The 23,292-nt window shown below is 54.3% G+C and carries 22 protein-coding genes; 8 read left to right on the top strand and 14 right to left on the bottom strand.

Annotation, left to right across the window (positions count from 1 at the left end):
• Nucleotides 1-132 precede the first annotated feature (132 nt).
• Together ACFQI8_RS14525 and ACFQI8_RS14520 are read left to right on the top strand one after the other, a co-directional pair.
• Nucleotides 133-393 (top strand): DUF7520 family protein, encoded by a 261-nt coding sequence (locus ACFQI8_RS14525; RefSeq protein ID WP_390245992.1) that lies wholly within the window; start codon nt 133-135, stop codon nt 391-393.
• A gap of 585 nt (nt 394-978) precedes the next feature.
• Complete coding sequence (locus ACFQI8_RS14520) at nt 979-2,490, top strand: hypothetical protein (protein WP_390245990.1); 1,512 nt, start codon at nt 979-981, stop codon at nt 2,488-2,490.
• A 63-nt stretch (nt 2,491-2,553) separates the two neighbouring features.
• Here ACFQI8_RS14520 and ACFQI8_RS14515 read toward each other — a convergent pair whose 3' ends face one another.
• The 3 genes from ACFQI8_RS14515 to ACFQI8_RS14505 form a co-directional block, all read right to left on the bottom strand.
• The gene (locus ACFQI8_RS14515; RefSeq protein WP_390245988.1) at nt 2,554-3,624 is read right to left on the bottom strand and encodes an iron transporter; all 1,071 of its coding nucleotides are present in this window, start codon (nt 3,622-3,624) and stop codon (nt 2,554-2,556) included.
• A gap of 221 nt (nt 3,625-3,845) precedes the next feature.
• Nucleotides 3,846-4,907, bottom strand: coding sequence for an iron transporter (locus tag ACFQI8_RS14510; RefSeq protein WP_390245986.1), 1,062 nt, complete (start codon nt 4,905-4,907; stop codon nt 3,846-3,848).
• Nucleotides 4,894-6,201, bottom strand: coding sequence for a DUF7405 family protein (locus ACFQI8_RS14505; protein WP_390245984.1), 1,308 nt, complete (start codon nt 6,199-6,201; stop codon nt 4,894-4,896). The genes ACFQI8_RS14510 and ACFQI8_RS14505 overlap by 14 nt, the downstream gene beginning before the upstream one ends.
• A gap of 329 nt (nt 6,202-6,530) precedes the next feature.
• On the opposite strand from ACFQI8_RS14505, the gene ACFQI8_RS14500 reads away from it, so the two are divergent.
• The 5 genes from ACFQI8_RS14500 (at nt 6,531) to ACFQI8_RS14480 (ending at nt 10,485) form a co-directional block, all read left to right on the top strand.
• On the top strand, nt 6,531-7,232 hold the full coding sequence (locus ACFQI8_RS14500) for a metal-dependent transcriptional regulator (RefSeq protein WP_390245982.1): 702 nt from the start codon (nt 6,531-6,533) through the stop codon (nt 7,230-7,232).
• Between the two features lie 3 nt (nt 7,233-7,235).
• Nucleotides 7,236-8,498, top strand: a complete 1,263-nt coding sequence (locus tag ACFQI8_RS14495; protein ID WP_390245980.1) for a multicopper oxidase domain-containing protein — start codon at nt 7,236-7,238, stop codon at nt 8,496-8,498.
• Complete coding sequence (locus ACFQI8_RS14490; RefSeq protein ID WP_390245978.1) at nt 8,499-9,734, top strand: ZIP family metal transporter; 1,236 nt, start codon at nt 8,499-8,501, stop codon at nt 9,732-9,734.
• 133 nt (nt 9,735-9,867) lie between these two features.
• Nucleotides 9,868-10,173, top strand: a complete 306-nt coding sequence (locus ACFQI8_RS14485) for a plastocyanin/azurin family copper-binding protein (RefSeq protein WP_390245976.1) — start codon at nt 9,868-9,870, stop codon at nt 10,171-10,173.
• A 90-nt stretch (nt 10,174-10,263) separates the two neighbouring features.
• Nucleotides 10,264-10,485, top strand: coding sequence for a DUF8025 family protein (locus ACFQI8_RS14480; RefSeq protein ID WP_465261722.1), 222 nt, complete (start codon nt 10,264-10,266; stop codon nt 10,483-10,485).
• Nucleotides 10,486-10,690: 205 nt separating this feature from the next.
• Here the strand turns inward: ACFQI8_RS14480 and ACFQI8_RS14475 are convergent, their stop codons facing one another.
• The 9 genes from ACFQI8_RS14475 to ACFQI8_RS14435 form a co-directional block, all read right to left on the bottom strand.
• Nucleotides 10,691-11,257 carry a TATA-box-binding protein gene (locus ACFQI8_RS14475; RefSeq protein ID WP_390245974.1) on the bottom strand — a complete coding sequence of 189 codons (567 nt, stop codon included), beginning with the start codon at nt 11,255-11,257 and terminating at the stop codon, nt 10,691-10,693.
• Between the two features lie 85 nt (nt 11,258-11,342).
• Entirely contained in the window at nt 11,343-12,290 is a 948-nt protein-coding gene (locus ACFQI8_RS14470; protein ID WP_390245972.1) for an ArdC-like ssDNA-binding domain-containing protein, read from the bottom strand.
• Nucleotides 12,291-12,431: 141 nt separating this feature from the next.
• Nucleotides 12,432-12,875 (bottom strand): hypothetical protein, encoded by a 444-nt coding sequence (locus ACFQI8_RS14465; RefSeq protein WP_390245970.1) that lies wholly within the window; start codon nt 12,873-12,875, stop codon nt 12,432-12,434.
• Complete coding sequence (locus ACFQI8_RS14460) at nt 12,872-13,390, bottom strand: DUF7342 family protein (RefSeq protein ID WP_390245968.1); 519 nt, start codon at nt 13,388-13,390, stop codon at nt 12,872-12,874. The genes ACFQI8_RS14465 and ACFQI8_RS14460 overlap by 4 nt, the downstream gene beginning before the upstream one ends.
• Before the next feature lie 533 nt (nt 13,391-13,923).
• A complete protein-coding gene (locus ACFQI8_RS14455; RefSeq protein ID WP_390245966.1) occupies nt 13,924-14,187 on the bottom strand; it encodes a DUF7389 domain-containing protein in 264 nt (87 codons plus the stop codon).
• 168 nt (nt 14,188-14,355) lie between these two features.
• A complete protein-coding gene (locus ACFQI8_RS14450; protein WP_390245965.1) occupies nt 14,356-14,847 on the bottom strand; it encodes a hypothetical protein in 492 nt (163 codons plus the stop codon).
• 169 nt (nt 14,848-15,016) lie between these two features.
• Nucleotides 15,017-15,955: a transcription initiation factor IIB gene (locus ACFQI8_RS14445; protein WP_390245963.1), complete on the bottom strand. Its 939-nt coding sequence runs from the start codon at nt 15,953-15,955 to the stop codon at nt 15,017-15,019.
• Between the two features lie 522 nt (nt 15,956-16,477).
• Nucleotides 16,478-16,906: an SWIM zinc finger family protein gene (locus ACFQI8_RS14440; protein WP_390245961.1), complete on the bottom strand. Its 429-nt coding sequence runs from the start codon at nt 16,904-16,906 to the stop codon at nt 16,478-16,480.
• Between the two features lie 262 nt (nt 16,907-17,168).
• Nucleotides 17,169-17,639: a hypothetical protein gene (locus tag ACFQI8_RS14435; RefSeq protein WP_390245959.1), complete on the bottom strand. Its 471-nt coding sequence runs from the start codon at nt 17,637-17,639 to the stop codon at nt 17,169-17,171.
• A gap of 768 nt (nt 17,640-18,407) precedes the next feature.
• On the opposite strand from ACFQI8_RS14435, the gene ACFQI8_RS14430 reads away from it, so the two are divergent.
• Nucleotides 18,408-19,730: a hypothetical protein gene (locus ACFQI8_RS14430; RefSeq protein WP_390245957.1), complete on the top strand. Its 1,323-nt coding sequence runs from the start codon at nt 18,408-18,410 to the stop codon at nt 19,728-19,730.
• 739 nt (nt 19,731-20,469) lie between these two features.
• Here ACFQI8_RS14430 and ACFQI8_RS14425 read toward each other — a convergent pair.
• Nucleotides 20,470-21,321, bottom strand: a complete 852-nt coding sequence (locus tag ACFQI8_RS14425; protein ID WP_390245955.1) for a DNA-binding protein — start codon at nt 21,319-21,321, stop codon at nt 20,470-20,472.
• A 462-nt stretch (nt 21,322-21,783) separates the two neighbouring features.
• Complete coding sequence (locus tag ACFQI8_RS14420) at nt 21,784-23,166, bottom strand: ATP-binding protein (protein WP_390245953.1); 1,383 nt, start codon at nt 23,164-23,166, stop codon at nt 21,784-21,786.
• Between the last annotated feature and the right edge of the window lie 126 nt (nt 23,167-23,292).

The following is a 23,292-nucleotide window of genomic DNA, read 5'->3' as shown; positions in this document are numbered from 1 at the left end:
CGGCCACGAACATAATAAACCGACTGTTATCGCGTCGCCCTATTTTTCCTGATGAAATCATTTCGAACGCTATCAATTAATAACCCAAGCCGAACAAGAGCGTTCTTACACTATCGGCTACAACCAACCAATATGGGCGATACGGTACGTACTCTGAGTGGAAAGCGAATCTTTGGACTCGTCATACTCGTCGGGATCGCCGTCGGCGCTGGGCTCGGATTAATTATTGGAACGAGCTCAAAGATTCAGCACATTTCCGTTCTTGACATCGTTCTCTTTCATCCGACACCGCCGGGTATGGCACTCTATGGGGCAACAGCAGCGACAATCGGGCTCGGTGTGATTCTTGGTATCGTACTAGTTCTTTCTCGCTTTGACGAATCAAAAGTGTAGTTCCACGTTATCTCTTATGCTGTCGTCAAGCGGTTTTTTACAGTTGCTCTGCTTGTTCTCTCCAATGTGCATCTACTGCGACGCCTACGAAGAAGACCGTGAAGAGGAGAGTCAGCCATCGGCTGAGCACAACCACTCAGAACCAAAGTCCACCTCCCCGCCGTCAAAAGGAGTGCTTGGACAACTTCGGTCCTCAATAGCAGATCTGTTGTAATCGAAGATCTTCGACTATTGGTGGCGCCACGTAGCTCAATGATCGATGGAAAAGTCCGAACGTCAAACCAGAACGGTTTCAACGCTGAATGGCATACGGCCGAACAACAGCGTTCGAGCTTATGTCATACGAAGGCACTACTATTCCACGGAGCGAATCACCCGCGAGTAGGTGCGATTACTGTGGACACCCGTTTCCAACGACTGATCGTCTCGTCCTCCACAAAGGCTTAGAACATCCCCAGCAGCTGGATGCTGACGAGAAGGACACATATCTCTTTGCTCGATCAGACGAAGAAGACGAGTTACGCACACTACGGATAAAAGCACTCGGAGCCCTCGTGCTCCTGTATTTCGGTCTTCTAAATACGTATGCCATCTTTGCCTGACCCAGACACGAACTACGAGGGGTGCAGCGAGGGACACACACAGTCCTGTCCAGAGTCGAGACTTTGGAATTGGTTCCTATCGAATACTAAGCTTAGACTTCTCGTCTTGTTTGTAACGTGGGTCACGATACTGATACTATTCACTGAAACAGTCGCTGCTGGGAACGGAATGACGCTCTCGAAGCAGTCACGGGATACCCTTGCTATCCCCCGATGGTTGTATCTTGCCACTGGAGGCGCCACTATCGGAGCCTCTGCCCTACTTACGAGCTTCGTCACTGATCGGGCGTTTATCCGCTATCTCCACAACTGGTCGCTCCCCGGCCCGACAGTCAACGATTGGTGGACGCCGTTAGTATGGGTCGGTCGTGGGCTCGGAATCCTCGTCCTCGGACTGGCAGTATATCTCGGAGTGACGGGACCACAGCTTCCGACAGCAAGCTTCACCATCCTCGTCACGTTCGTTGTCGTTCGGGCAGGCTTGCCAATGCTCACGTATCTCGGGGGTAATCTCTGGCCGGTGCTGAACCCGTGGCGAGGGATTGTCTCGCTGCTCCCAACTGGATACCGAACGTATCCAGAAGAATTAGGCCGCTGGCCAGCAGTTGGTGGCCTATTACTCCTCGTATGGGTTGAGGTAATCTTTCCCGTCAGCACGGTTCCGACAGTACTATCCATTGCTATTCTCGGCTACAGTGCAGTCACTATCGCAGGCGCTGTACTCTTTGGCCCCGACGCGTGGTTCGAGAACGTAGATCCGATATCTGTCCTGTTCCGGTTCTTCGGGGCAGTCGCTCCTGTAAAACGGCGGGACGGGAAGCTCACCGTAAAACTGCCTGGTAGCGACCTGACGGACTCCGACTTAATTACAGATACGTCCGATGTTGCGTTCGTCATTGGGCTAATCTGGGAGCTCACGTACAGTGGCTTCATCACGACCGGGACGGGTGCAGCAACTATCGAGACATTCGTCAGCCTCTCCAATATTGGAGTGGGCGCCGTACAGACCCGTGCCATCCTCATCTACACACTCCTTTTCGTCAGTGGCTACGTCGTTTTCTTCGGCGCGTATTGGTATGCGGGCGTACTCTCTCGGCGACGGACCGGGACATACATCACAGCGAAACGCATCGCCTTTCGGTTTGCACCCTCGCTATTGGCCATCGCAGCGGGATATCACCTCGCTCACTACACCGGACTGGCCGTGTCCCTCAGTCCGGCACTGTGGATGGCGATTGTCTCCCCACTGTCGCCCCCAGCCAACCCCCTGACATTGTCTCCACCGGGATGGTTCGAGGGCTTGAGTATCGCCTACGTGCTCGTCGGGCATCTCCTCACCATCTGGGCAGCGCACGCGACCGCCTACGAACTCTTCTCGAGTCGTCTCGTCGCAATCCGGAGCCAGTACCCGTTCGTTGTTGTGATGATCGGTTACACCGTCATTAGCCTCTGGATTCTCTCACTTCCTGGTGCGACACCCCCATATCTATCCTGATTCTGGTGGTTTCGAGGATTCAGCCGGTCGCACACTGACTGACAGACACCGTCTCCCGGAACTTTACTCAACAGTGAATTCGATCGGCTCCATATCGATGAACGCGGTTTCGTAGCCATCGTGCCGCGCCAGTTGGGGTGGTGTCTCTACAGTGATTCTGACCGTATCACCCGAGTTAAGATCATCAATATCCATCCCATAGAAACTCCCAAGATCGGGATCGAGGGACGCCTGGAGTGTCCCTTGTGCGATTGTGTCCCCTCCTCGGTTGAGTGTTGCTGACAGAGCCATCCTCGGGAGCATCACCCGATTGTAAGGTGTTCGAGGAGAAACAATCAGGAATGGGCCTTCACTATCACTAAACCGATGGTCACCGTCAACGAGAGCAATGAGCATCGTCGCGTCACCGGATTGCCCTTCGTGGAGTAGTTGACCAGGAAGCTCGGATTTTGTCGGTACGACCGGTTCAGGGATCATTTCCATATCCATTAGATCGACTGTCCCGCGGGTGCCCGCTTTTTCCCCTAACCGACGAATCTCTAAATTGTACGTCTCATCGGTATCGAATGTGAACTGCATCGTGGCTGATTTTCCCTCAGTAAATCGCCTATCGAATGGATTCGTACGAGCTGTCTGCAGCGGGCCGATCTGGAGCGTTACATCGTACTGTCCCTCCCCTGGGAGAGCAATATTGTCGCCGTAGTGGAACCCCATATTCGGCGAAATCATCGGCCAGAGGTTGGTCGAGGACACTTGACCGTCGCTGTTACTGATTTCGACAGAGACGTCAACTGGGAGGATCGTCTCCGTCTCGGTGTCCCAGACACTCGCCATCAGATGCACCGAATCGTCGGATTGGACGACGACTTTCGTTTTGCGTGAGCCGGTGAGGTTCCAGAAACGGTGCGGGAACGAGTGCATCAGCGCAAATCCGATGTCACCGGCTGTCGTCGTCCCATACATTCCCATCCCTTCGATAATCGCGGGATAGTAAACGGCGGCAGGTCGATCCTCCACGAGCGGTGGGTCACGCCACGCAGACTGCGTCTCGAACCCGAGCCGACCCAGACAACCAGACAGCAGCAGTCCACCTGAAAGTGCGGCTCCCTGTCTGAGAAACGTTCGTCGATTCATCTTCTCATCTGTGATGTTATGTTTGGTTGGTCCATATCAATTCGCGCCCGCTGTCGTCAACCGGAAGTGCCTGTAACTGCCAATCTGTGAATCCTTACACCAGGCGAAGGACAAATCCAGCGAGTACCAGCAGTGAGACAACGCCAAGTAACGCCACCAGTAGCAGGTGCTTTTCTTCCATAGGTTTGACTTCGAATAGGATTCTAAAGACATCTTTGGAACTACAACGTCATCTGCACGTTTGGCATATCAACGAAGGCCGTCTCGTATCCTTCATGACGGGCCGTCTGCGGCGGTGAATTGACTTCAATTGTCAACTCATCTCCTGTCTGTACATCTGTGACCATCGCTCCGTAGTGATAGCGGAGTTCTGGATCGATGGTCGCCTGGAGAGTTCCGTTGAACACCGACGTGTCGTCACGTTGTAGTTTCGCCGAAAGCGACATCATCGGGAGCATCGTTCGATTGTAGGGGCTGCGTGGAGAAACAGCGAGGTACTTCTTCTCTTCGTTACCACCGAAACGCGACGCGTCATCGAGGATCGTAACCACAAACTTCGCGTCCCCGCTCGTCCCCGATCCACGGACGTCGCCGGGGAGTGCATCTGGCTTCGGCACCTGCGAACTCGGCAACATCGTCATATCCATTAGGTCGACGGCACCTTTCGTGCCTTCCTTATCGTCGGGGATGTCGGTATACGAGATCTCATCTAGCGTCGATTCGCTGAATCCGAACTCGAACGTGAACGATGCGTTCCCCTGGTTCTCGGCCAGCGATCCCGTCCGTCGCGTCGACGGCCCGCCGATGCTGACCTCGACAGTGTATGTTCCGTCGCCCTGGAGTTGTGCGTTATCGCCGAAGTGAAAGCCCATCGGCTGGGAGAGCATCGGCCACGGCGCGAACTGGTCGACTTGCTCGCCGTTCTGCGTGATCGTGAGCTGTGGATTGATGTCCGGTGGGATAATTCCGGTCTGAGTATCCCAAACGACCGGCATGAGATGGATCGAATTCTCGGGTTGAATCTCGACCTTTGTGAGCCCATTCGGCTTCATCAGCCAGAACCGGTGTGCATATGAGTACGTGAGCGCACACTTGTATCCGCTCTGTTCCTTCATTTCAGGCATCTTCATACCCTCCCAGTGACTCGGATAGTAAACTGCGTCCGGCCGATTCTCGGGAAGCGGCGGTGTTTGTGCCGATTGCGTCTCAAATAGGCCAGTACACCCCGCGAGCCCCACAAGTGACGTGCCCCCGATCGCCTGAAGCACCTCACGACGATTCATGCGTCACCTCCTGTGCGTTCTCAACCGGCTGTGCAGGCGGCAGCGCACGCAACGACCGCGGAGGGACGAGGAAGTTACCGCGACGTTCCGTACGGATGTACTGTAGGATGCCGTTGTTGTTCCGCTGACCGACGGCCGACTGCTCGGTGACATCAGTTCCGTTCATCGCTTCTCTCGTGTGGACGAAGTCGATGATCTGTCGCTGGAGCGCTAGGAAGTGGAGGCCAGCAGCGCCATCGTCGGTAGAATCGAAGTCACGTCGAAGGATGAGCGGTGAGTTATTATCATCGCGCGCACGGGCGGACTTTTGAGCGTGGCCGACGACGCCCATCTCACGGGCAGTTTTATCGGTCGGCCGACAGTCGTCGATTTTACTACTGTCGCCGAGATTGTCGCCTGCACCCTCAATGACGTCGTTCTCGGCGTGATATGGGCAGAACATCTTCGCCTCACGCTGCCAGCGGTCGTCCTGGTTGTACCACTGGTTGAGGTTGAGGTGGAGCTTGGAGATGTGTTGAGTTGTTCCACCGGCGAACGGGCCCGACTGGATCGTCACGCGGTCTTCACTGGCCTGGTTCTTTTTGAACCCCGATTTGAATCCCATAAACAGGGGTGCGTCTTCGGGGACTTTGTCGGCTGGAACCCCCTCAGCGTCACCTGCATTCTCCGCCGGTAACCCGTCCCCAATAAAGCCCGTCCGCCGGTCGACGATGGTAAAGACGTCGGTCAACGCCGCATCGGGTTGTTCGGTCCCGTTGAGCGTCGATCTGTTTCCTTTGAGGCCTTCTTCAGCACCGAGCACAACCTGTGCCGTGTTACTCGCGAGATGGACGACTGCGTCCGGCGTATCGAACTCAGGATCCTCGAACGGAGCAAGTGCTCCCGGATCGGGGAGGTCAACACCTTCGGGAAGTGATTCGTCGAATCGGTCGAAGTATGCAGGGGAATAGCTCACCGTGACCAATAACCCATCGCCGCTTCGCTCGTAGGCGTGTTCGATGCCACGGAGAGCTGTTTCAACCTTTTCACGGTCGTCTTCGTTCGGTTGCCCATCCCGTCGGTAATTCAGATAGAGAAGCACGCGATGGCTCGGAGCGACGACGTTCCCATGGTCGTCCCGTGGCAGGGCTTCATTCCAAGCGTGCTGTCCCTGTGGATACGACGAGAGATCATCCGGTCCCGTCGGGACATCAACCCCTTCACGGCCCAAACAGGCACTAAACGCCGCTGCACCTCCAATTGCGACGGCCGACTTGAGAAATTCTCTGCGAGGGATACCCCTCTCGTTTGTCATTGCCCGGTGCTAAGTAAGTCAGCCGAAAAACGATTCTGGTTAAGCTCTCGAATACGTCCGTGAGCTTGGTAATAGGCTATATGCCCACGGACTTCTTTAGTAGCCCTCGCCTTGAGCGATAGGTCCCTCAATAACCCGGTCCCTCGCAGCACGCTCTGACTCGAAGCCACTACTTGCAAAGTACGCAGCTTCGTCTGGAACTCGTCTTCCCACGTTTCGTCGTGCGGATCCTTCAGTGAGTATGAAAGTACAAATTGGGTAGTTGATAGTTTCTAAACAATAAGGCTATAATACGAAACTATTTATTTAGAGGTGTCAAAATCTCTCCCATGGTGACCCCAAAAGTCGAAGATTACCTGAAGGCAGTATACCGTCTTCAGGACAGAGACACCCCGGCCGCGTCATCCGAAATTGCGTCCGCGATAGGGGTCAAACCACCAACCGTGACAACGATGTTGCAGCGAATGGACGACGATGGTCTCGTACACTACGAGAGTTATCAGGGTGCTCGTCTCACCACGCTCGGTGAGAGGCAGGCGATCAAAGTGCTCCGCAACCATCGACTGCTCGAACTCTTCCTAACCGAGAAACTCGGATACGATTGGGCAGAAGTACACGACGAAGCAGACGTACTCGAGCATCATCTGAGCGAGAAGTTAGTCAAGCGAATCGAAGTGCTCCTTGGGTCGCCTGCAGTAGACCCACATGGAGAACCGATTCCTACAGCAGACCTCGAAATTCGAGAGTGCGAGACACAGCAATCGTTAGCGGAGTGTCAAGAGGGAACAGTTGCGATCGTTTCTGAAGTGCGAGAGAGCAGCGCAGACGTTCTGTCGTATCTTACGAACTCTGGAATCTCGCTTGGAACGGAACTCGAAGTGGTCGAGACTGCACCATTCGGGATGATCACATGCGAAGTGAGGACGACAGAGAAACCCCTCTCGCTCCCAACTGGCGTCGCTGCAGACATATACGTATCACGGCCTGCTGAACCGGCTGAAAACGAACGCAGACAGTACAACGAGGCGTAATACATGCCTTCACAAGATTATTCACAAGCAGCAAAGCTATCGGAGAGATTGGAGCAACGACTAGTTGATTCGCTCGAATCAGATTTCAAGACCACTCGACGGGCAGTTCTCGGGGGGCTAGGTCTTGCAGGGAGTGCCGCTCTCACTGGCGTCGGACGGGCAGACAGCAACGAGCAGCATGGTCCAGGAGAGGACTCACACGGGAACTTCGGTGCTGTCGGTGAGTACCGTGACCTCGATTTTGACCCACACGAGTTTCTCTATCAGTTCAACACGGGCCGTGGCGAGCAGGAGAACGTTCCACAAGACATCTACGAGGAGAACGGCCGGACCGTTCGCGAGTTCGAATTCACGGCCGTCGATACTACGGTCACCATCGCACCGGGTATCGAGTTCTCCGCGTGGGCGTACAACGGACAGGTTCCGGGGCCGACGATTCGGGCCGTCGAAGGTGACCTCATCCGGGTGAAGTTCACCAACCTCGGTCGTCACGCGCACACCATCCACCCGCACCTCCGGAATCTCAACCCCGAGATGGACGGCATCCCGACGAACGGGCCGGGCGTCCTCAACACGGGCGAATCGTTTACCTACGAGTGGATTGCCCAACCGGCGGGAACGCACTTCTACCACTGCCACTCGCTCCCGCTGAAAGAGCACATCCACCGTGGACTCTACGGGTCGATCATTATCGACCCGGACCCCGAGCGCGTCGCCGAGCGACCCGAGGAGTACTGCAACTTCCACCGGTCGCAGATAACCGACGAACTCCGCGCAGAACTCGTCGCGGAAGCGAAGAGCCGGAATCACGAGTACCCCGAAAACGACGCAGTCAACGAGATGGTGATGGTGATGAACGGGTTCGACACCAATTTCGACGGCGACAACGAAGTGTACGCCGTCAATACACGAGCGTTCGCCTACGGCGTCGGCGAGACCGACGGGCAAGGGAACTGGAAAGCAGGTGAGACTAAGCGCCCGATTCAACTCGACAAAAACCAGCGCCATCGGGTGTATCTCGTCAACGCGATTGAGTTCGACCTCATCAACTCCTTCCACACGCACTCGCAGTTCTTCGACTACTACGACCACGGGACTACGCTGACCCCGACGCTCCAAACTGTGGATACGGTCATGCAGTGTCAGGCACAGCGCGGTATCATCGAATTGGACTACTCCAACCACGACCCGGGACTGTACATGTTCCATGCCCACCAGTCAGAGTTCGCTGAACTCGGCTGGATGAGCTTCTTCGAGGTGATCTAAATGAGCAAACCAAACACCGACGGCGGTACGAACGTGAACAAATCTGAGCGCCCGCTGGGCCTACCCAAGTGGGTCGCTGCACTCCTCCCGATTATCCTCCTTGGACTCATCGCTGGTGGCTTCTTCGCGGCGACGCCGTTCGCATCGCTCGACACCGGTGGCGAACCCCTCCCCGACGTGACGGTGACGCACACGGCCCTCCCGAGTGACGAGACTGTCGTCGTCCACGTCACGAACAACGGGCCAAACGATGTAACCATCTCGCAAGTTCTCGTCGCCGACGCATACTGGAACTTCGACGTCGAAGGCGCGGGCGGAGACAACACACTTGCGCCGCGCGAGAGCGCACAGGTCGTCATCCCGTACCACTGGAATCCGGGTTGGGACCTCGACGTGGCCTTGATGCTCTCGGACGGCAGCACAGTCCACCACACCATCGTCGCGCCAAGCCAGTCACCGGGGCTGACAGGTGACCTCTTACTGACGATGGCCGTCATCGGGCTGTTCGTCGGCGTCATCCCGGTCGCACTCGGGATGCTGTGGTTCCCATTCCTGCAATCGATGAGTGACCGCTGGCTGCACGCGATTCTCGCCTTCTCGGCAGGTATCCTCGCCTTCCTCGCTATCGATGCCGGGTTCGAGGCATTCGAACTCGGTGAACAAGTGCCGGGCGCGTTCGAGGGGCCTGCACTCGTTGCACTCGGTATCATTGGCGCACTCCTCGCCGTACAGGCCGTCAGTGCATGGCGAAAAGGTCGGGCAGCCGCTGGCGACGAGCGTGCACAGAGCGGCCTGTGGGTGGCCTATCTGGTTGCACTCGGCATCGGTTTGCACAACCTCGCCGAAGGACTCGCCATCGGGAGTTCGTTCGCCCTCGGGCGTGTCTCACTCGGTGCGTTCCTCGTCATCGGCTTCATGCTTCACAACGTGACTGAAGGGCCAGCTGTCGTCGCACCCGTTGCACGTGGTGAGCGTCCGAACGTCCTCCACTTCGTCGGTCTGGGATTCATTGCAGGCGCTCCGGTCATCCTCGGTGGTTGGCTGGGCAGCCTTGCCTTCTCTCCGACGCTCGGGGCGTTCTTCCTCGCCGTTGGCGTGGGAGCGATCCTGCAGGTCATCTGGGAACTTCGAGAGATGGTCAGCCGGAATGGACGTGTCGGCTCTGCGCTGAATCTCGTGACGTTTCTCGTCGGACTTGTCGTGATGTACGTCACAGACCTCTTCGTCGCACTCTAAACCCCCCAGACTAACCATTATACAAGAGATGAATCGACGGCAAATGCTCAAACTCAGTGGAAGCACTCTTGTAGCAACGGCAATCGCGGGTTGTTCGTCCAACACCAACCCCGACGGGACGAGACGTGTCTCGATGAACGAAGACTTCGAATTCGACCCAAAGACGCTCACTGTAAGCGCCGGCACAACAGTGAGATGGGTGAACGATAGCGATGTCGGGCATACAGTGACGGCCTACGAGGACAGGATACCAACGCAGGCAGTGTATTTCGCTAGTGGAGGATTCGAGTCTGAAAGGTCCGCACGAAACGACGTGAGTGGAGGGCTGCTCGCTACCGGTGATACGTACGAACACACCTTTGACGTTACTGGGACGTACGAGTATGTGTGTATTCCACACGAAAGCTCGGGGATGACAGGCACTGTGACGGTCGAGTAGATCTCTGAGCGATCTTCCATCTGAGCAACAGGGTTTGTTTTTTGAGGCAGGGTGACTGAGCCCACCCAGGGCTTCGTGATTCAATGTCTAATGTTCACAGACGAGACCGAAACGCCTGTGAATGTGTTGACCGGCGAAACATCAGGTCATTCGCAACGGGTGTCGACGAAGCTCGAGCCTTCACCGCGGGAATCGACAGTGATACGCCGCACATCTCACTCCCAATCAGTCGAAGCGCAAGTCGAAACAGCAAGCAAACCGTACACAACTGCTGCCTTCTTCCATTTCAAGGCGACAGGGTCGCTCAAGTGAGATGGTGGTTCAATGATGTACTATTAACTGTCCCGGTGAGGGCGACAATGAGTGACGAGGTGGCAGAATTTCAGGCGGACTCTCATCACTGGGCGCGTCTGGATGATGTTCGCTTGGTTCGTTGACGTTCTGGCGGTAATTCCCCGAATAACCGCTGGTATCCGAACAACACACCCCACCGTTTCCGGAGAAAACGCTCCGGCGCTCAGCCGAGTAACCCAAGCGATTCAATCTCGTCGCTGACGACCTGAATCGCCTCACGTGCAAAGTCCACCTTCTTCGCGCCTGTGATGACAATCTTCCCCGATCCGAACATTAAGACCACTACTTTCGGTTCGTCGATCCGATAGACAAGGCCGGGGAATTGCTCGGGCTCGTATTCGACATTTTCGAGTCCAAGGCCAATCGCAAGTGCGTTCAGGTTGAGATTCGTTCCAAGGTCTGCACTCGAGACGATGTTTTGCACCGTTGCCTCTTCGCGGTCATCGATCGGGATTCCAAGACTTCCGAGCTCTTCAAACACCTGTTCTAACGCACGGTTGACCTCGTCGACGCTACTTGCCCCAGTGCACACGATTTTGCCAGACCGGAAGATCAGATTCGCTGCTCTGGGATCTTGGGTCCGGTAGACGAGTCCAGGGAAGTTATCGGGGTTGAACTCCGCTTCGGCGACGTCGTTCGAGAGCGATTCCAAATCCAACTCCTGACCGACAGCGCTCGATGCAACCACGTTTTGAATCTCGAGAGAACCGAGGCGTGCTTCGTGGGACATTATATTTGTATTTTAAATACGACTACTTAAGCGATTGTGCGAATCAAGAGTTTCTCGGAGGACAATCAAACGTGAGAAGAACCAACTACTGGGCTTCAGAAATGTCGTAGTTCTCGTGGATGTATTCGATGAGCGTTTGGCTCGTTCGACTAATCCGCTTGAGTCGCTCACGAATCACGTCTGCATCATCACGCTCCCAGGTGGCAAGGTAAAACGCCGAACCACCCATATCGAGACCAAAGTGCCTCCCCACAACGTATGCTACCGCTTCTGCTTCGACTTCACGCTTCGACCGTTCGGTATCATCATCGATGCCGACGTGGAGAAGCGCATGAGCGTACTCGTGGACTACCGTCGACGCCATTGCTGCGTCATTGTCCCGGCGAAGCACTTCGACAATTGGGAAGCCACCGTCTGGTGATTCACGACAAACGCCCTTCGCATCACCGTAGCTCCATTCTCCAGTCGAGACGAGTTCAACCTCGACACCAATTTCTTCAGCAGCGTCCAACACTGCCGGAAGAAGTGTTTCTGCGTCACCCTCCGCACTCGTATCGAGACTTGGGAGATCCTCACCTTCTGTCTGCGAGCTGTCGAAGACTGGAGCTGGTCGGAAACCGACCAAACCCTTGGACCATTCTTCGGGTGGGCTTTCGTCGTAATCACAGTCTATATTTTCGTGGTAGCTCGGGGAGTTCTCACATTCAGGACACTGTCTAGCGATGATTGGAACCCAAATCCAAATCGCGCTTTCGCCTTCCTTGACGTGACGGTCGAATTCGTTCTGCCACGTCCGATAGCCCGCGACTCTCGTCGCTTCCGGACACTGCTGTTTGATTAAGAGCGTGTTTCTGTACGAATAGTCGTGGAACTGCCGTTGGATATCAAGCCACGCCTGAAACTCTGCGCTCGCTTGTGCATCGTCGACGGATTCGACAAGGTCGTCGATCCACTGTTCGATGGTACTGTGCATCTCGTCACGTCGGGTGTCGGAGTCGTCGAACGACACCACAAGCTCATCAGTTGTTGACATCAGTTACTCACGAGACATCTCATAGGAAATGCCCCGCACCCAACAGGGGGATGATAAAATCTCAGTTGTCGTCTACCGCATAATCATTGAATCGACCACAGCGACACAAGCCGTGGATCAGCAGCTATTCTGAGATACTGACTAAAGGCCTGACGTATATGTGGGAATTACATCCTCGAAGAGTTCTTCACAACACTTCCAGAGAAGTTTCGGAGGAGACTCTGTCTCGAACACGACCCCCTCGTGGTGAGGTGTCTCCATCGAAGCGGTCTGATACTGGAAGTGCGCCGAACCGAGGTCATTGTGATCCTCGTCTTGGTGCCAACCGCAGTGGAAGTCCAAATTTGGATCAGCGTAGTCTATCCTGAACTCATCGTGTGGGGGTGTGAGCTTCCAATGGACCTCAAGCTTCGGGGGTTCGGGCCCACTTGATGGGACGACACGCTGTGGGTCGATCTCACAAGCCAGGTACCGTTTCTGGATTGCGTCCGGTTCGAACCAGACTGAAACGACCTCGGCTTGTCGCTCCAGGATGTCTTTGAGTGTTCGATAAAGAGCCGGGTTTTCTTCACCTGGTACACTCATGCGGAGGCAGAGCGTGGTTCCCCGGGGAATCGGTCGTATAGTCGAAGCGCATCTTCGACGAGACGGCGACGCGTCGCGAGGTGATCCCACTCGCGTGCAGCCCGACGGCGTTCGCGTTCGTCACCAACATCTTCTGCATCTCCGAGGCTTGCGCGTAATTGATTCGGCGTCTCGACGTCGTACTCTGACTTCCACGTACGAATCTGTTCGTTCATGTCCTCAAGACTCGAAGCCAGTTCATCGGGCGAATGGTTTTCATAGAGTTCGCGCATCTCGATGAGATACTGACCGACGGGGTCGGGCTCGTAGGTGGTTTGCTGACCTCGTGAGTCCGCAATCAATTTCCCGTCTTCTGTGAGTCGCTTAAGATACTTTGTGGCTGTCTCGTGGGCCACCTCAGCCTCTGCAGCGACCCAATTTGCCGTCCGAGGCTCACTTACGGTGAGCGCAACAGATTCGACACGCTCGGCCGCCGACAATACCTCGGTCCATTTTCGGCTCGAATTATCACTCATGACTACCTCTATACACCCAATATAGAAATAATTTGAGGTGGTTCAGATTATACCCAACTAAACGTGGTCGAAATCGGTCAGCGCGATCAGCTAGAATACAGTCTCGAAAGACGTCTAGTATCTGCAACCCTCTCGAAAGCAGATAATGAAGCCGAGGTTAAACACGTCGATAGCAAACGGGACGCGATGGAGAAACGCCACGTATTCGGTCTGTCGAGCGTCGGCGTAGGCATCTATCGCGCTGTCGCTGGTCGCTCCGGAGAAGTCGTGAATGGACACAGGGAGTCACCTGCGGGACTCTGCGGCCCCGCACCTCTCAGGGGCGAAAAAACACTGCTGCGGACGGTTAACCAACAAAATTGAATCAACTCCACTCTGTTGGTTAATCTCCGGACAAGCAGCGGACAGCCGCCTCGGTGCCGGCGAGCGTTTGCTGATTCTCGTCGATATCCGGCAAGAGCGTCGCCTGGTAGTTTGCTAAGTTAGATTGGGTCTCAATCCTCTGTGGCACAAAAACCAGCTCTCTGAGCGACCTATTCTGCTCCCTCGTCGGGTTGAATCTGCCGAACGTCCTCGGCGAGATCGTGCAGATACGCTCGCAGCGTGTCCATGTCTTCGCGGGCTTCTGCAAGCGTTTGTGCTTTGACCTTGGCCGTCAGTTCGTCTTGGTCTCTTGTCGCCGTCCCTCGCTTCAGTTTCACCGTCAATGAGACACCAACATCGCTGCGCTCGACGTATTCCGTCTGGGTTGCTTCCTCTCGATTCGATTCCGTCGCTGTTGGGTTGTCGTCAGTCATTGGTCTACTGCGAAGGTTCTCTGTCCCCCGCACCCCTCTGGGGGTGAAAAAATTCACTCGGAACTCACCGAGTCAGTAGGTCCGCCATCTACTTAACCAACAAATACGGCGGTGGCTGCGCTCTGTTGGTTAAGAGCGTAGTGCCTGTTCTGTCGGGCGTTTTTTAGTTTAGTAGTGGACGTCCGCCGGGATAATCCACATCTGCTCGTCGGACTCGAGGACACGATCGAGCTGGTCGCGATGACGAATCGCACTGCCGTACTCATCGTACAAGAAGAGTGACGGGCCACGGTACGCCCCAAGGTTGTAGCAAGCGTGCCGAATCAACTCCTTGTCGCGCATGATTGCCTCGGTGTTGAGGTCCTGAATGCCTTCCCGGACTCGCTCAAGGTTCCGTTCGAACTCCTGTTTCGTCGCCTCCCAGCCACGTTCAAGCAACTCTTGGCCACTGTCAGAATCGATTGATTCCGCGATGGGCAGTTCTCCCCAGCGTGCTTTCCCAGCAACATTCGTCGAATCGTCGTCGAACGTCACGTAGTAATCAAAAACAGCCCCGTATTCGGGCGAAGTTCCCACGAGTCGGTCGAAGACGCTTCGTCCCGCTGCGAGTGCTTCATCTGTCGTCGATGCCCCTACGAGCGCGTAGATTATCTGATGCATTCTTTGGTCCCTCGCTGGCGCACTCAGTCGTTCTCCAACTGTCTCACGACTCAACTGCGCCGGCACCCATCGCCGGCGCACACAAAACTAACAGATACGACACGGCTGTCGAGTAGACACGGTATGGAAAACGCCGAGACAAAGTTGCCAATCCAATTCTTGGGTTGGTTCACGAGTGTCGCCGAATCGTCTCCTGGATCGTATTTGAATGAGCCCTGATTGTTGGGACTGAAACCTCAGCCACTTGCGCAACTTCGACTTGCGTAAGCCGGAACGCTTCACCCAAAGACGCACGATACAGGCAGGCCCCTGCAAACCCAGACGGCTTGAGCCCCGTCGTGACACCCAGAGACTCCGACACCTCAGCCAAATCCAGCGCCTCTTGACGAACCGAGTTAGGGACAGCAAGTTCGGATGCGAGTCGCGGGATGAAATCACGAGGACGAACAGGCCGTGTTGGGAGTCCAATCTCCGTATTCAGCGTTTTGTACGCATTCACCACTCTTTGGTTCTCCACACGCGCCAAGTCAGCAACCTCCTGGAGTGTTCGCAGAAGCCCGTTGCACCGGCACACACCGTAGATACTCGCGGCTGCAATCGACTCAACTGACCGGCCACGAAGGAGATCTTTGTTCTGGGCACTGCGGAAGAGTCGACACGCTTGGTCACGAATCGAATCGGACAACGCGAGAGCGCCTGCAATCCGACGTACTTCACCCAATCCGAGAGCCAGATTCCGTTCAGCTTTCGACTGGAATCGCCCACGGGACTGTTCACGGCGCATCCGGGAAACCTGCTGTCGTTTCTTCCCGGAGAGCGTTCGTCCACCAGCGTCTCGTTTGTAACCGATTTCGGATGAGAGACCGCGGTCATGCCGAGTCGGCGTCAGTGGTGCTCCAGTTCTCCGTTGACTCTCCTCGTCACTCTCAGTGATTCGCCACTCTGGCCCATGGTCGATTTGATACTCGTTGATGACGAGTCCACACTCCTCGCAAAGAGTTTCGAGCGTGTTTGTTCTCACGCAACCGCCGCAATCTGGGCAGGCGTTGTTCGTGTTAGCCGGTACATCTTCGTCGAAACCACTCGCGTAGATATTTCTCGTTGCCATTGGTCATCTGCAAGGCACTCGTTGTTCGCCCCGCACCCCTCGGGGGTAAAAACAACTCACGGACCTCGAAGACTCAGACAGGAAGTTTGGACAGGTACCTTAGCAACGTGTGAACGGCGCGTATATTGACACCAACCGAATGAACAGGATATCTAGCGCCCAAGCCCTACGTCCGTAGGATTGTCTGTCTGGTCCTACGGTGCGGCAAACTCCCTACGGACAGAAACCAGCCAATCGCGTGCCAAAGACAGCCCCAATCCCCTGCCCCCGGGGCTGCCAACGTGATCGGCGAACCTTCAACTATCCCCTCTCCTCAGTTCTTCGGAGGCTCACAGAACAGAGCAAGGAAGTCACTCATCTCTTCCTTGACCGATACAGACTGTCGAGGTCCGAAACGAGAATGGCAGGTCAACACGAGATGTTGACCGTACCAATGGTGTGCCCCTGATAACGGCAAGTGTCAATAGTATCTAATTTGTAAAAGAGTTCTTATCAACTGCCACAGGTTGATTCTGCGTCCAGTCAGTTGGGAAGTTCGCGTCTGCCACTCTCAACACAAGCCCAACATGGGAAGTCGTCATCCAACATCTCACAGTCGCAATTTTGAGGTTTTGAACCGTCTTCCACCTCAGTCTTCGGTTGTTCGTTAGTGACCACACCACCGTCTGCGACCATCTGCATTTGCTCGACGGCATCGAGGACCGGACGTCGAATTGCGACGGCGACACGGTGTTTGCACGGTCCAGCGTACTTCTTGTCCGCTGGGCACTCACACGATGTTGGTAGGCCGTCGACGATTTGTACGTTGTATTCGTGGTTTTCGGGATCTGCGTGGCTCGCATTGCGTACAAGCACATCCCCGCCGAATAACGAGAATTCGAAGGCTTCGTACTGGGCTCGTTTCAGGACACGCTTCGTTGGGTCGAGTCTTGCTAGTAGGGGTTCAGACATGGTGTTTTCCGAAGCGCCCAGAAGAGAGCGCCTCGCCCATCGAGGCGCTAAGAAACCGAATTGAGGCTTACTGGTTATCGGATTTCACTTTCGTCGTTCCAAATACATTTCATTCGAGTGGCCGATATTTGAGGACTGAGGATCGACGTCAACGACAAGCCGCTCCCAGTGATGCGTTCTGGGTGGACGTTGTCTTTCGGGCGTGCGAAGAGACATTGGGAGAGTCGATGATCGACCGCCATGAACACCTGCAGAACCAGACCTAACGTCGTTCGATTAGATCGAAGGTGGCAGATAGCTCGTCGTTTCCGGCTGGTGTTTCGATTCGGACAATTCCTACTATCTCGTCGGGGTGGTCTGCCGGAAGCGTTGTATCGCCGCTGTAGCTGATTTCTCGGGGTGTGTTTCCTTCGAACGTGTGTAATCGATCGTGATTACGTTCCAAGCTGTGCAGATCTACGGTGTCGCCCATCTCGGGTTTGAGGACGACGCGGCTGACCGTAAACGGGTTGCGGCCTTTATTTTCGATCGACGCATGGAGTTCGAATCGTGCGTCGCGGCGGTCGTCGGGAAATTCGTTGTTGGGCCGTGTTCTGAATCCCGGCTCGTGGATGTCAGTAAGGGTGGGCTTGGCAGGGCGTGCCCGGTAGTCCTTAATCTGGTAGGCAGCGACAGAGAGAGATATGAGAAAGGCGAGGATTGTCAGAATTCCGTTCCATCCGAGCGGTAGCATAGGCTCCCATTGGTCATCTACCGGCAAATATTCTCGCCTACACCGTCTAGGATATTATCCCCTTCCGAAGGGAAAGAATAGACCATTTCTTGAGAAGAGCATTGAGCGAAACAGATTGAGCATAGTCACGATCCAAGGTGGACACCGATAGATTCACCGACCACCGGTGGGTTCAACGGTATCACACTCTCAAGTTGTACACTCGCTTCCTTAATTCGATTTACATCGCCGGAGGGCATATCGATGCTAACTCGTAATTGTACGAGTCGCATGAGATTATGCCCGATCTTCTCAAAGAAGTGGCCCTGGGCATCTGTTGCTGGGACAACATAAAGAGATACGCCGAGAAATAGTTGAAAATGGGGCGAGCGTTCAACCCCCGGACCAAACGGGTGTCTGGAACCGCATCACGTAGGCCACGAACGAGGTCGGAAGGAGCATTGTCCACATTACCAAGACCGTGAAGAGCGCGTCACGGAGCGAGAGCCAGTTGGACGATCAGAATTAGACGACTTCAACCTGCACGTCATTTGAGACTACAAGATACGGAATCAATTACTCGTCGACATCTTGTAGAAGAGAGGTGAGAGGGGGATTGTTGAAAAGCAAAATCGACAAATCAATTTATGTATAATTACGAACCTTTTTCATTTTTGAGAGGCACGAAGTTGATACGATGATTAACGTTTTGCAGACATTCCGAGAGGCTCTTTGTATTGGGTACGGAGCACACAGGAGACATTCTCTTGGATTTGTAAAGAGGTTCGTGTGCAGGGAGTAGATTTGATTCGTTCTATTTGGGATCTGGTTTCCTATTATCTGACTAGCCCCATCTGGGACTTCATTAGTCACAATCCTTTGGGTCTCGCAACATTGATTGGGGTTCTCATTTCGTATATCAGTCTCAATATTGGTCTCGCCGATTCGCCAACAGACAGACAAAGTTCACTTTATCAAAATTTCGTCCTTCGTGATGATGCAACAGAAACCGATGGGGTAGACATCGTTGACGCTAGGGTGAAAGAAAACGACTCTATAGTGTACCGGATATTGAAGCTGTTATCGCCGTTCCATACCTTCGCTGGAGCAGTAGTAATCGAATTCCAGGCAAATTATGATTTGCCAAGTGAACACCGAATAAAGCGGAAATTTTCAGCAAGCAGCAAAGAGATACTGGATGTCAAAGTTAACACATCATCGAGACAATTCAAAGTGGTCTTCAAGCAAACACAAACTGGAGAATTTGGTCCTGTCCTCTCTGATTTTTTATCCTCATTTGAACTGATTCGCGAGGAACACCCTATGGACCTCAAATTGGGAGATGGAAATCTTCAACCTCTTCAAATTGAATATTATCCTTCAAGATATCGTCTGGTAGAAATTATTGCCAATCTATTGACCTCCAATATCTCTGAACACACTGGGGCTAGTGGGCACATTGCAAATCGTGTAGTGGCTTTCTGGTCGCACGATTCCTCAAATACGTTCCAATCGTTCGGAATCCTCCCTCGGGTTGAAATCCTCAGACAAACACCCCACTCATTCAAGCATACTACGATGGACCCCGAGATGGTCTCCCCTCCAGAATTCTCAACACTACAATCTGAGGCGAGAGGGATATTTGCATCAAGAAAAGAATGGCAATCAATCATTAAGGAAATTAGTGGACTACGCCTTATTCCGATGGAGCAAGACTCCAAGAAATTCCTCTTAATAAAAGACGACGAACTTGACTCTGGTTTCACACTCCAAGTACCTCACATTTCGTGTGATTTCAATGGTGAAGACCCATTGAACCTATCTTTCATCGGGGTACGTAATTCGGTAATAAGGGCTTATTACGAAATTGAAGACAAGCGATTCGGGATGTTTGAGTGGGACAAAAGTACGAACCGCGTCCAGTACGAAACGGGAGAGATAGATCTTGCATCACTAATGCTGGACTATTTTAGTAATGAGCAACTTCAGGAAGAACGTTCTCCGAGTTCCGAAGATTTCAATCCGTCATTAGATTACTATAAATGTGTCTGGATATCTGACTGTTTTGAGGAAAAAGTTCACACTGCGGGGGCATTCAGTCCACCAGATTAAGACACGGGATAATCAATTCCTTGAATTCATAGTCATCACCAACAGTGATATTGTTAAACTGCTCAGCCTACGTACACTTTGGACTTTGCTCGGTCTCACTGGGAGGCATTTAGGTTTCCACATTGAATATCCATACAAAAGGCCCAATTGGAATCCTTAGAACCTGACAGAAGCCGTGTGACACAGACAGAGGTTGTGTCTTGCAGGGATGCTACCCACTTGTTCAGAAAGGGTCGAAGGCGGGAAATCGGAGACAGAACGGTTATCAAGAGAGTCTGTGTGCCTTTCTTTCGATAAGTTCGCTCATCAGCAAGTTAATTCGGCGGAAGAGAAGTAGAACGTTTCCAACTGTGAGAACCACAATAACCATCAACCCAAGGTTGAACCATACTCTCCATTGTAGTATGATAAAGACCAATAGACCGACCACAGTTATCGAACCACTCTCTCCAAGATACCAAGCGGCATGACGAAGGTAACCCATATGATAATCTTTTCACCAATCCTAATGTCATTATCGCATCAAGTATGACCGACTCGCGCCCTCTATTCAGCACGGCCTCAACAAACTATCAGCTACTGGGGGATTCAACAGAGCCAGTAGTACGAGTCAATTAGGTCGTGGCTGCGCGCACAGCGTCGGCGGCGACGCCGTCGCCGGCGCGAGCACGGAGCGGTGGGTGGGGAGGAGGGGCTGGGCAAGTGGAGTCACAAAAAAGAAAACAGCCGCTTGCGACGCCTACTCAGCCCACCACGCCTCGCGCTCTGGGAACGATATCTCCGACCATCCCGTCGCAGCCACTGAAACACGCCCACCGTACCAACTTTTCGCGACGTTCCGCATCGTCACACGCTCGCCTTCTCTCACAACCGATTGGTCCGACTTCGTCCAGGCAGTGAACTTTGTTCTCCCCGTCTCGTCCTCGATGAGTCCCACCTGCTGAATCGCCGAATTCGACGACTCCCAGAGTTGGGTCACAGTTCCAGAGATAGACACCTCTCGACGATTGACCTCACTGACCGCCGCAATCGGTATCACCCGTCCCGGTGCCTGCTGCAACTCTTCGAACACTCCGACCACCGCACTCATCATCGACTTCCCATCTGCGACTTGCTCAGCCAACCGCCGGCTGATCGCCGAGCGCGACCACCCATCGAGTTTCGTCTGTAACCGCGCCGCCTCCCGGTTCACTTCGCCCAATTCTTCAACTGAGAGTTGCTCACGCGGGTCTGCCTCATCGGGGTCGGCCCACCGATTCACACATCCGGCGCGCTTCTTGAACTCCCTCGTTGCTTCAGCGCTCATCTGTTCCACCGCCATCGCCGTCCGCTCCTCCCGGTTCGACGTCTGCCTCCGGTCCCACCGAGTTTTCGTCTGTTCGATTTCCCACTCACGCGCTTCCATCCGCTCTTCCTCTGCGAGGGTCAGTCCCCGTCCTTGAGTTTGAGAATTGTTCAGGTCAACTTTGGCTTGGATTTCGAGTTCAACTGTGGGGTGGAGTGCAGGCGTCTCATCAACCACGTCGTCAACGACTGCTTGGGGGTGTTCGTAGTGCGAAACTTCATTACCGATTTGCTTCTTAGTACTCATTGGAGTTCTCTGAAGGCGCCTACTCAGCGTCTTCTTCCGACACCACGACTCTCCAGCCGTGGCTCTCACCGACTCCAACCAACTCATTCTGCGCACGCCTTTCGCGCCTTCACGCGCGCCATCGGGGCGCGGAAGGCGTGCGCTCGACGATGGGATAACATCCAGCACCGCGCGCCATCTCACCGAACGGAGTGAGGTGAGGCTCGGGGCGCGAACATCGTGAGCGACCCGGTGGCCTGCCCGGAGCGAGCGGCCAGCACACAAGCCGGTTTCGCGTCCGACGACCGAGTCTACGAAGGGCGTTGTGACCGACACCGCGCTTGGTGCTGGCGCACCGGGAAGGTGCGAGTGAAGCGAGACGCGACTACCAGGAGCGGCTCGTCGCGAACAGCGAGCAACGCGAGTCGTGAGCACGGAGGGCACAGGGCGGCGAGCGGGGCGGGCCGCACGAGGAAAACAAACTTAGGATGTCTTTTCGAACAGCGCCAACACATCTGACGGGTCGAATAGATGGACATTCTCACGCTGTGCTGCACTCTCCACAAGTTCGTCCGTGAAGCCAGACCGCGAAAAGAGCCCGTACTCAACGTCCCGATCAGAACCTTGCCAACGCACGTCCGGTTCAGTCGCTTCGAGGTCGTCTAGGAGTGACTGACCAACGGAACTAGTGGTCCACTTGCATTCTCCGAGAAATAGCGTCTTGGTTTGCGGGTTCAACCCAACCACGTCGATTTCTTGCTCGCTGTACCACCAGCGGCCTACTCGGGAACTGGAAACTGGAAATGACGGTGCTCGGGCAGCTTGTCGACAGACTTCTTCAAACGCGAAGCTTGTGTGCGTCGGTAATGTCTCAGCAATCGATTCTCGGACGGGTTCGGTTCGACCTTGTTCGAGTGTTCCCCGATTCGGCGAGACGTAGCGGAACCAAAACCGGACGAATTGGTCAGTCAGTTTGTAGACACCACGTCCATCGGGATCTGTGACCGGTGTTTCACGCTCGACGAGCGCTAACTGAGTCAGGTTTTGGAGATACCGTGAGATGCCGCTTGCCTTCTTATCGATATTATTCGCGATATCGGTCACACGAGTTGCACCGTTGGCAATCGCTTCGAGAATCGCCATGTAGGTGGTCGGTTCCCGGAGTTCCTGTCGGAGGAGGAATTCAGGCTCTTCGTAGAGGAACTCACCCTTCGAGAGAATGTGCTGTTCGATGTTCGAAAAGAGGTCTTCAGTCCCGTCAAATTGCTCGAGGTAGGCTGGAACTCCACCGAGAACACTGTACGTCTGGATTGTTGCGTCAGCATCATACTGAGGGAAGAATTTCGATACGTCACCGATGGTGAGTGGTTCGAGTCGCCACTGTCCAGTTCGGCGTCCATAGAGCGGGCTCTCGTAACTCAACACACCTTCTTCCATCATCGATATCGACGAGCCTAGGAGGACGATTGAGATGTCTGTGTCAGCGAGCACCTCGTCGACGATGGTCTGGAATACCGATGGGATGGTCTCATCTTCCTCTACGAGGTAGGAGAATTCGTCTAATGCGACGACAAACGGCCCGTCAACCCGTCCCTTGAGATACCGAAACGCGTCCAGAAATGAATTCACATCGGGTGGAACATCATCGAAGTGCTCCGCACACTGTCGCCCAAATTGCGTTGCGTTGTGTTTCGGCCCTCGTTGGTCACAAAGGTAGTATTGGGTATCCTGCTCAAGCGAATCGAGTGCTGTCGTCACGAGCGTCGTTTTTCCGACTCGACGGCGGCCATACACAACGAGAAACTGCCGGTCATCTCGTCTGAGGTGTGAGGTCAGCCATTCCAATTCTCGCTCTCGGTTAATCATTATGCAGTAGATTATATTATCTTGTGCATAAGATTTGCGGTGGAGTTCGAATTTCGTGATTACAGGCCGGATCGGTCGCTCGCGAGCGGAATTAAAGGCTGTTGGGTCCACGGCGGATTAGACACA

The organism is Haloferax chudinovii, assembly GCF_042663345.1.
Taxonomy (GTDB): Archaea; Halobacteriota; Halobacteria; order Halobacteriales; family Haloferacaceae; genus Haloferax; species Haloferax chudinovii.
The sequence above is the reverse complement of the archived record's forward strand: the minus strand, read 5'-3'. Positions and strand labels throughout refer to the sequence as shown.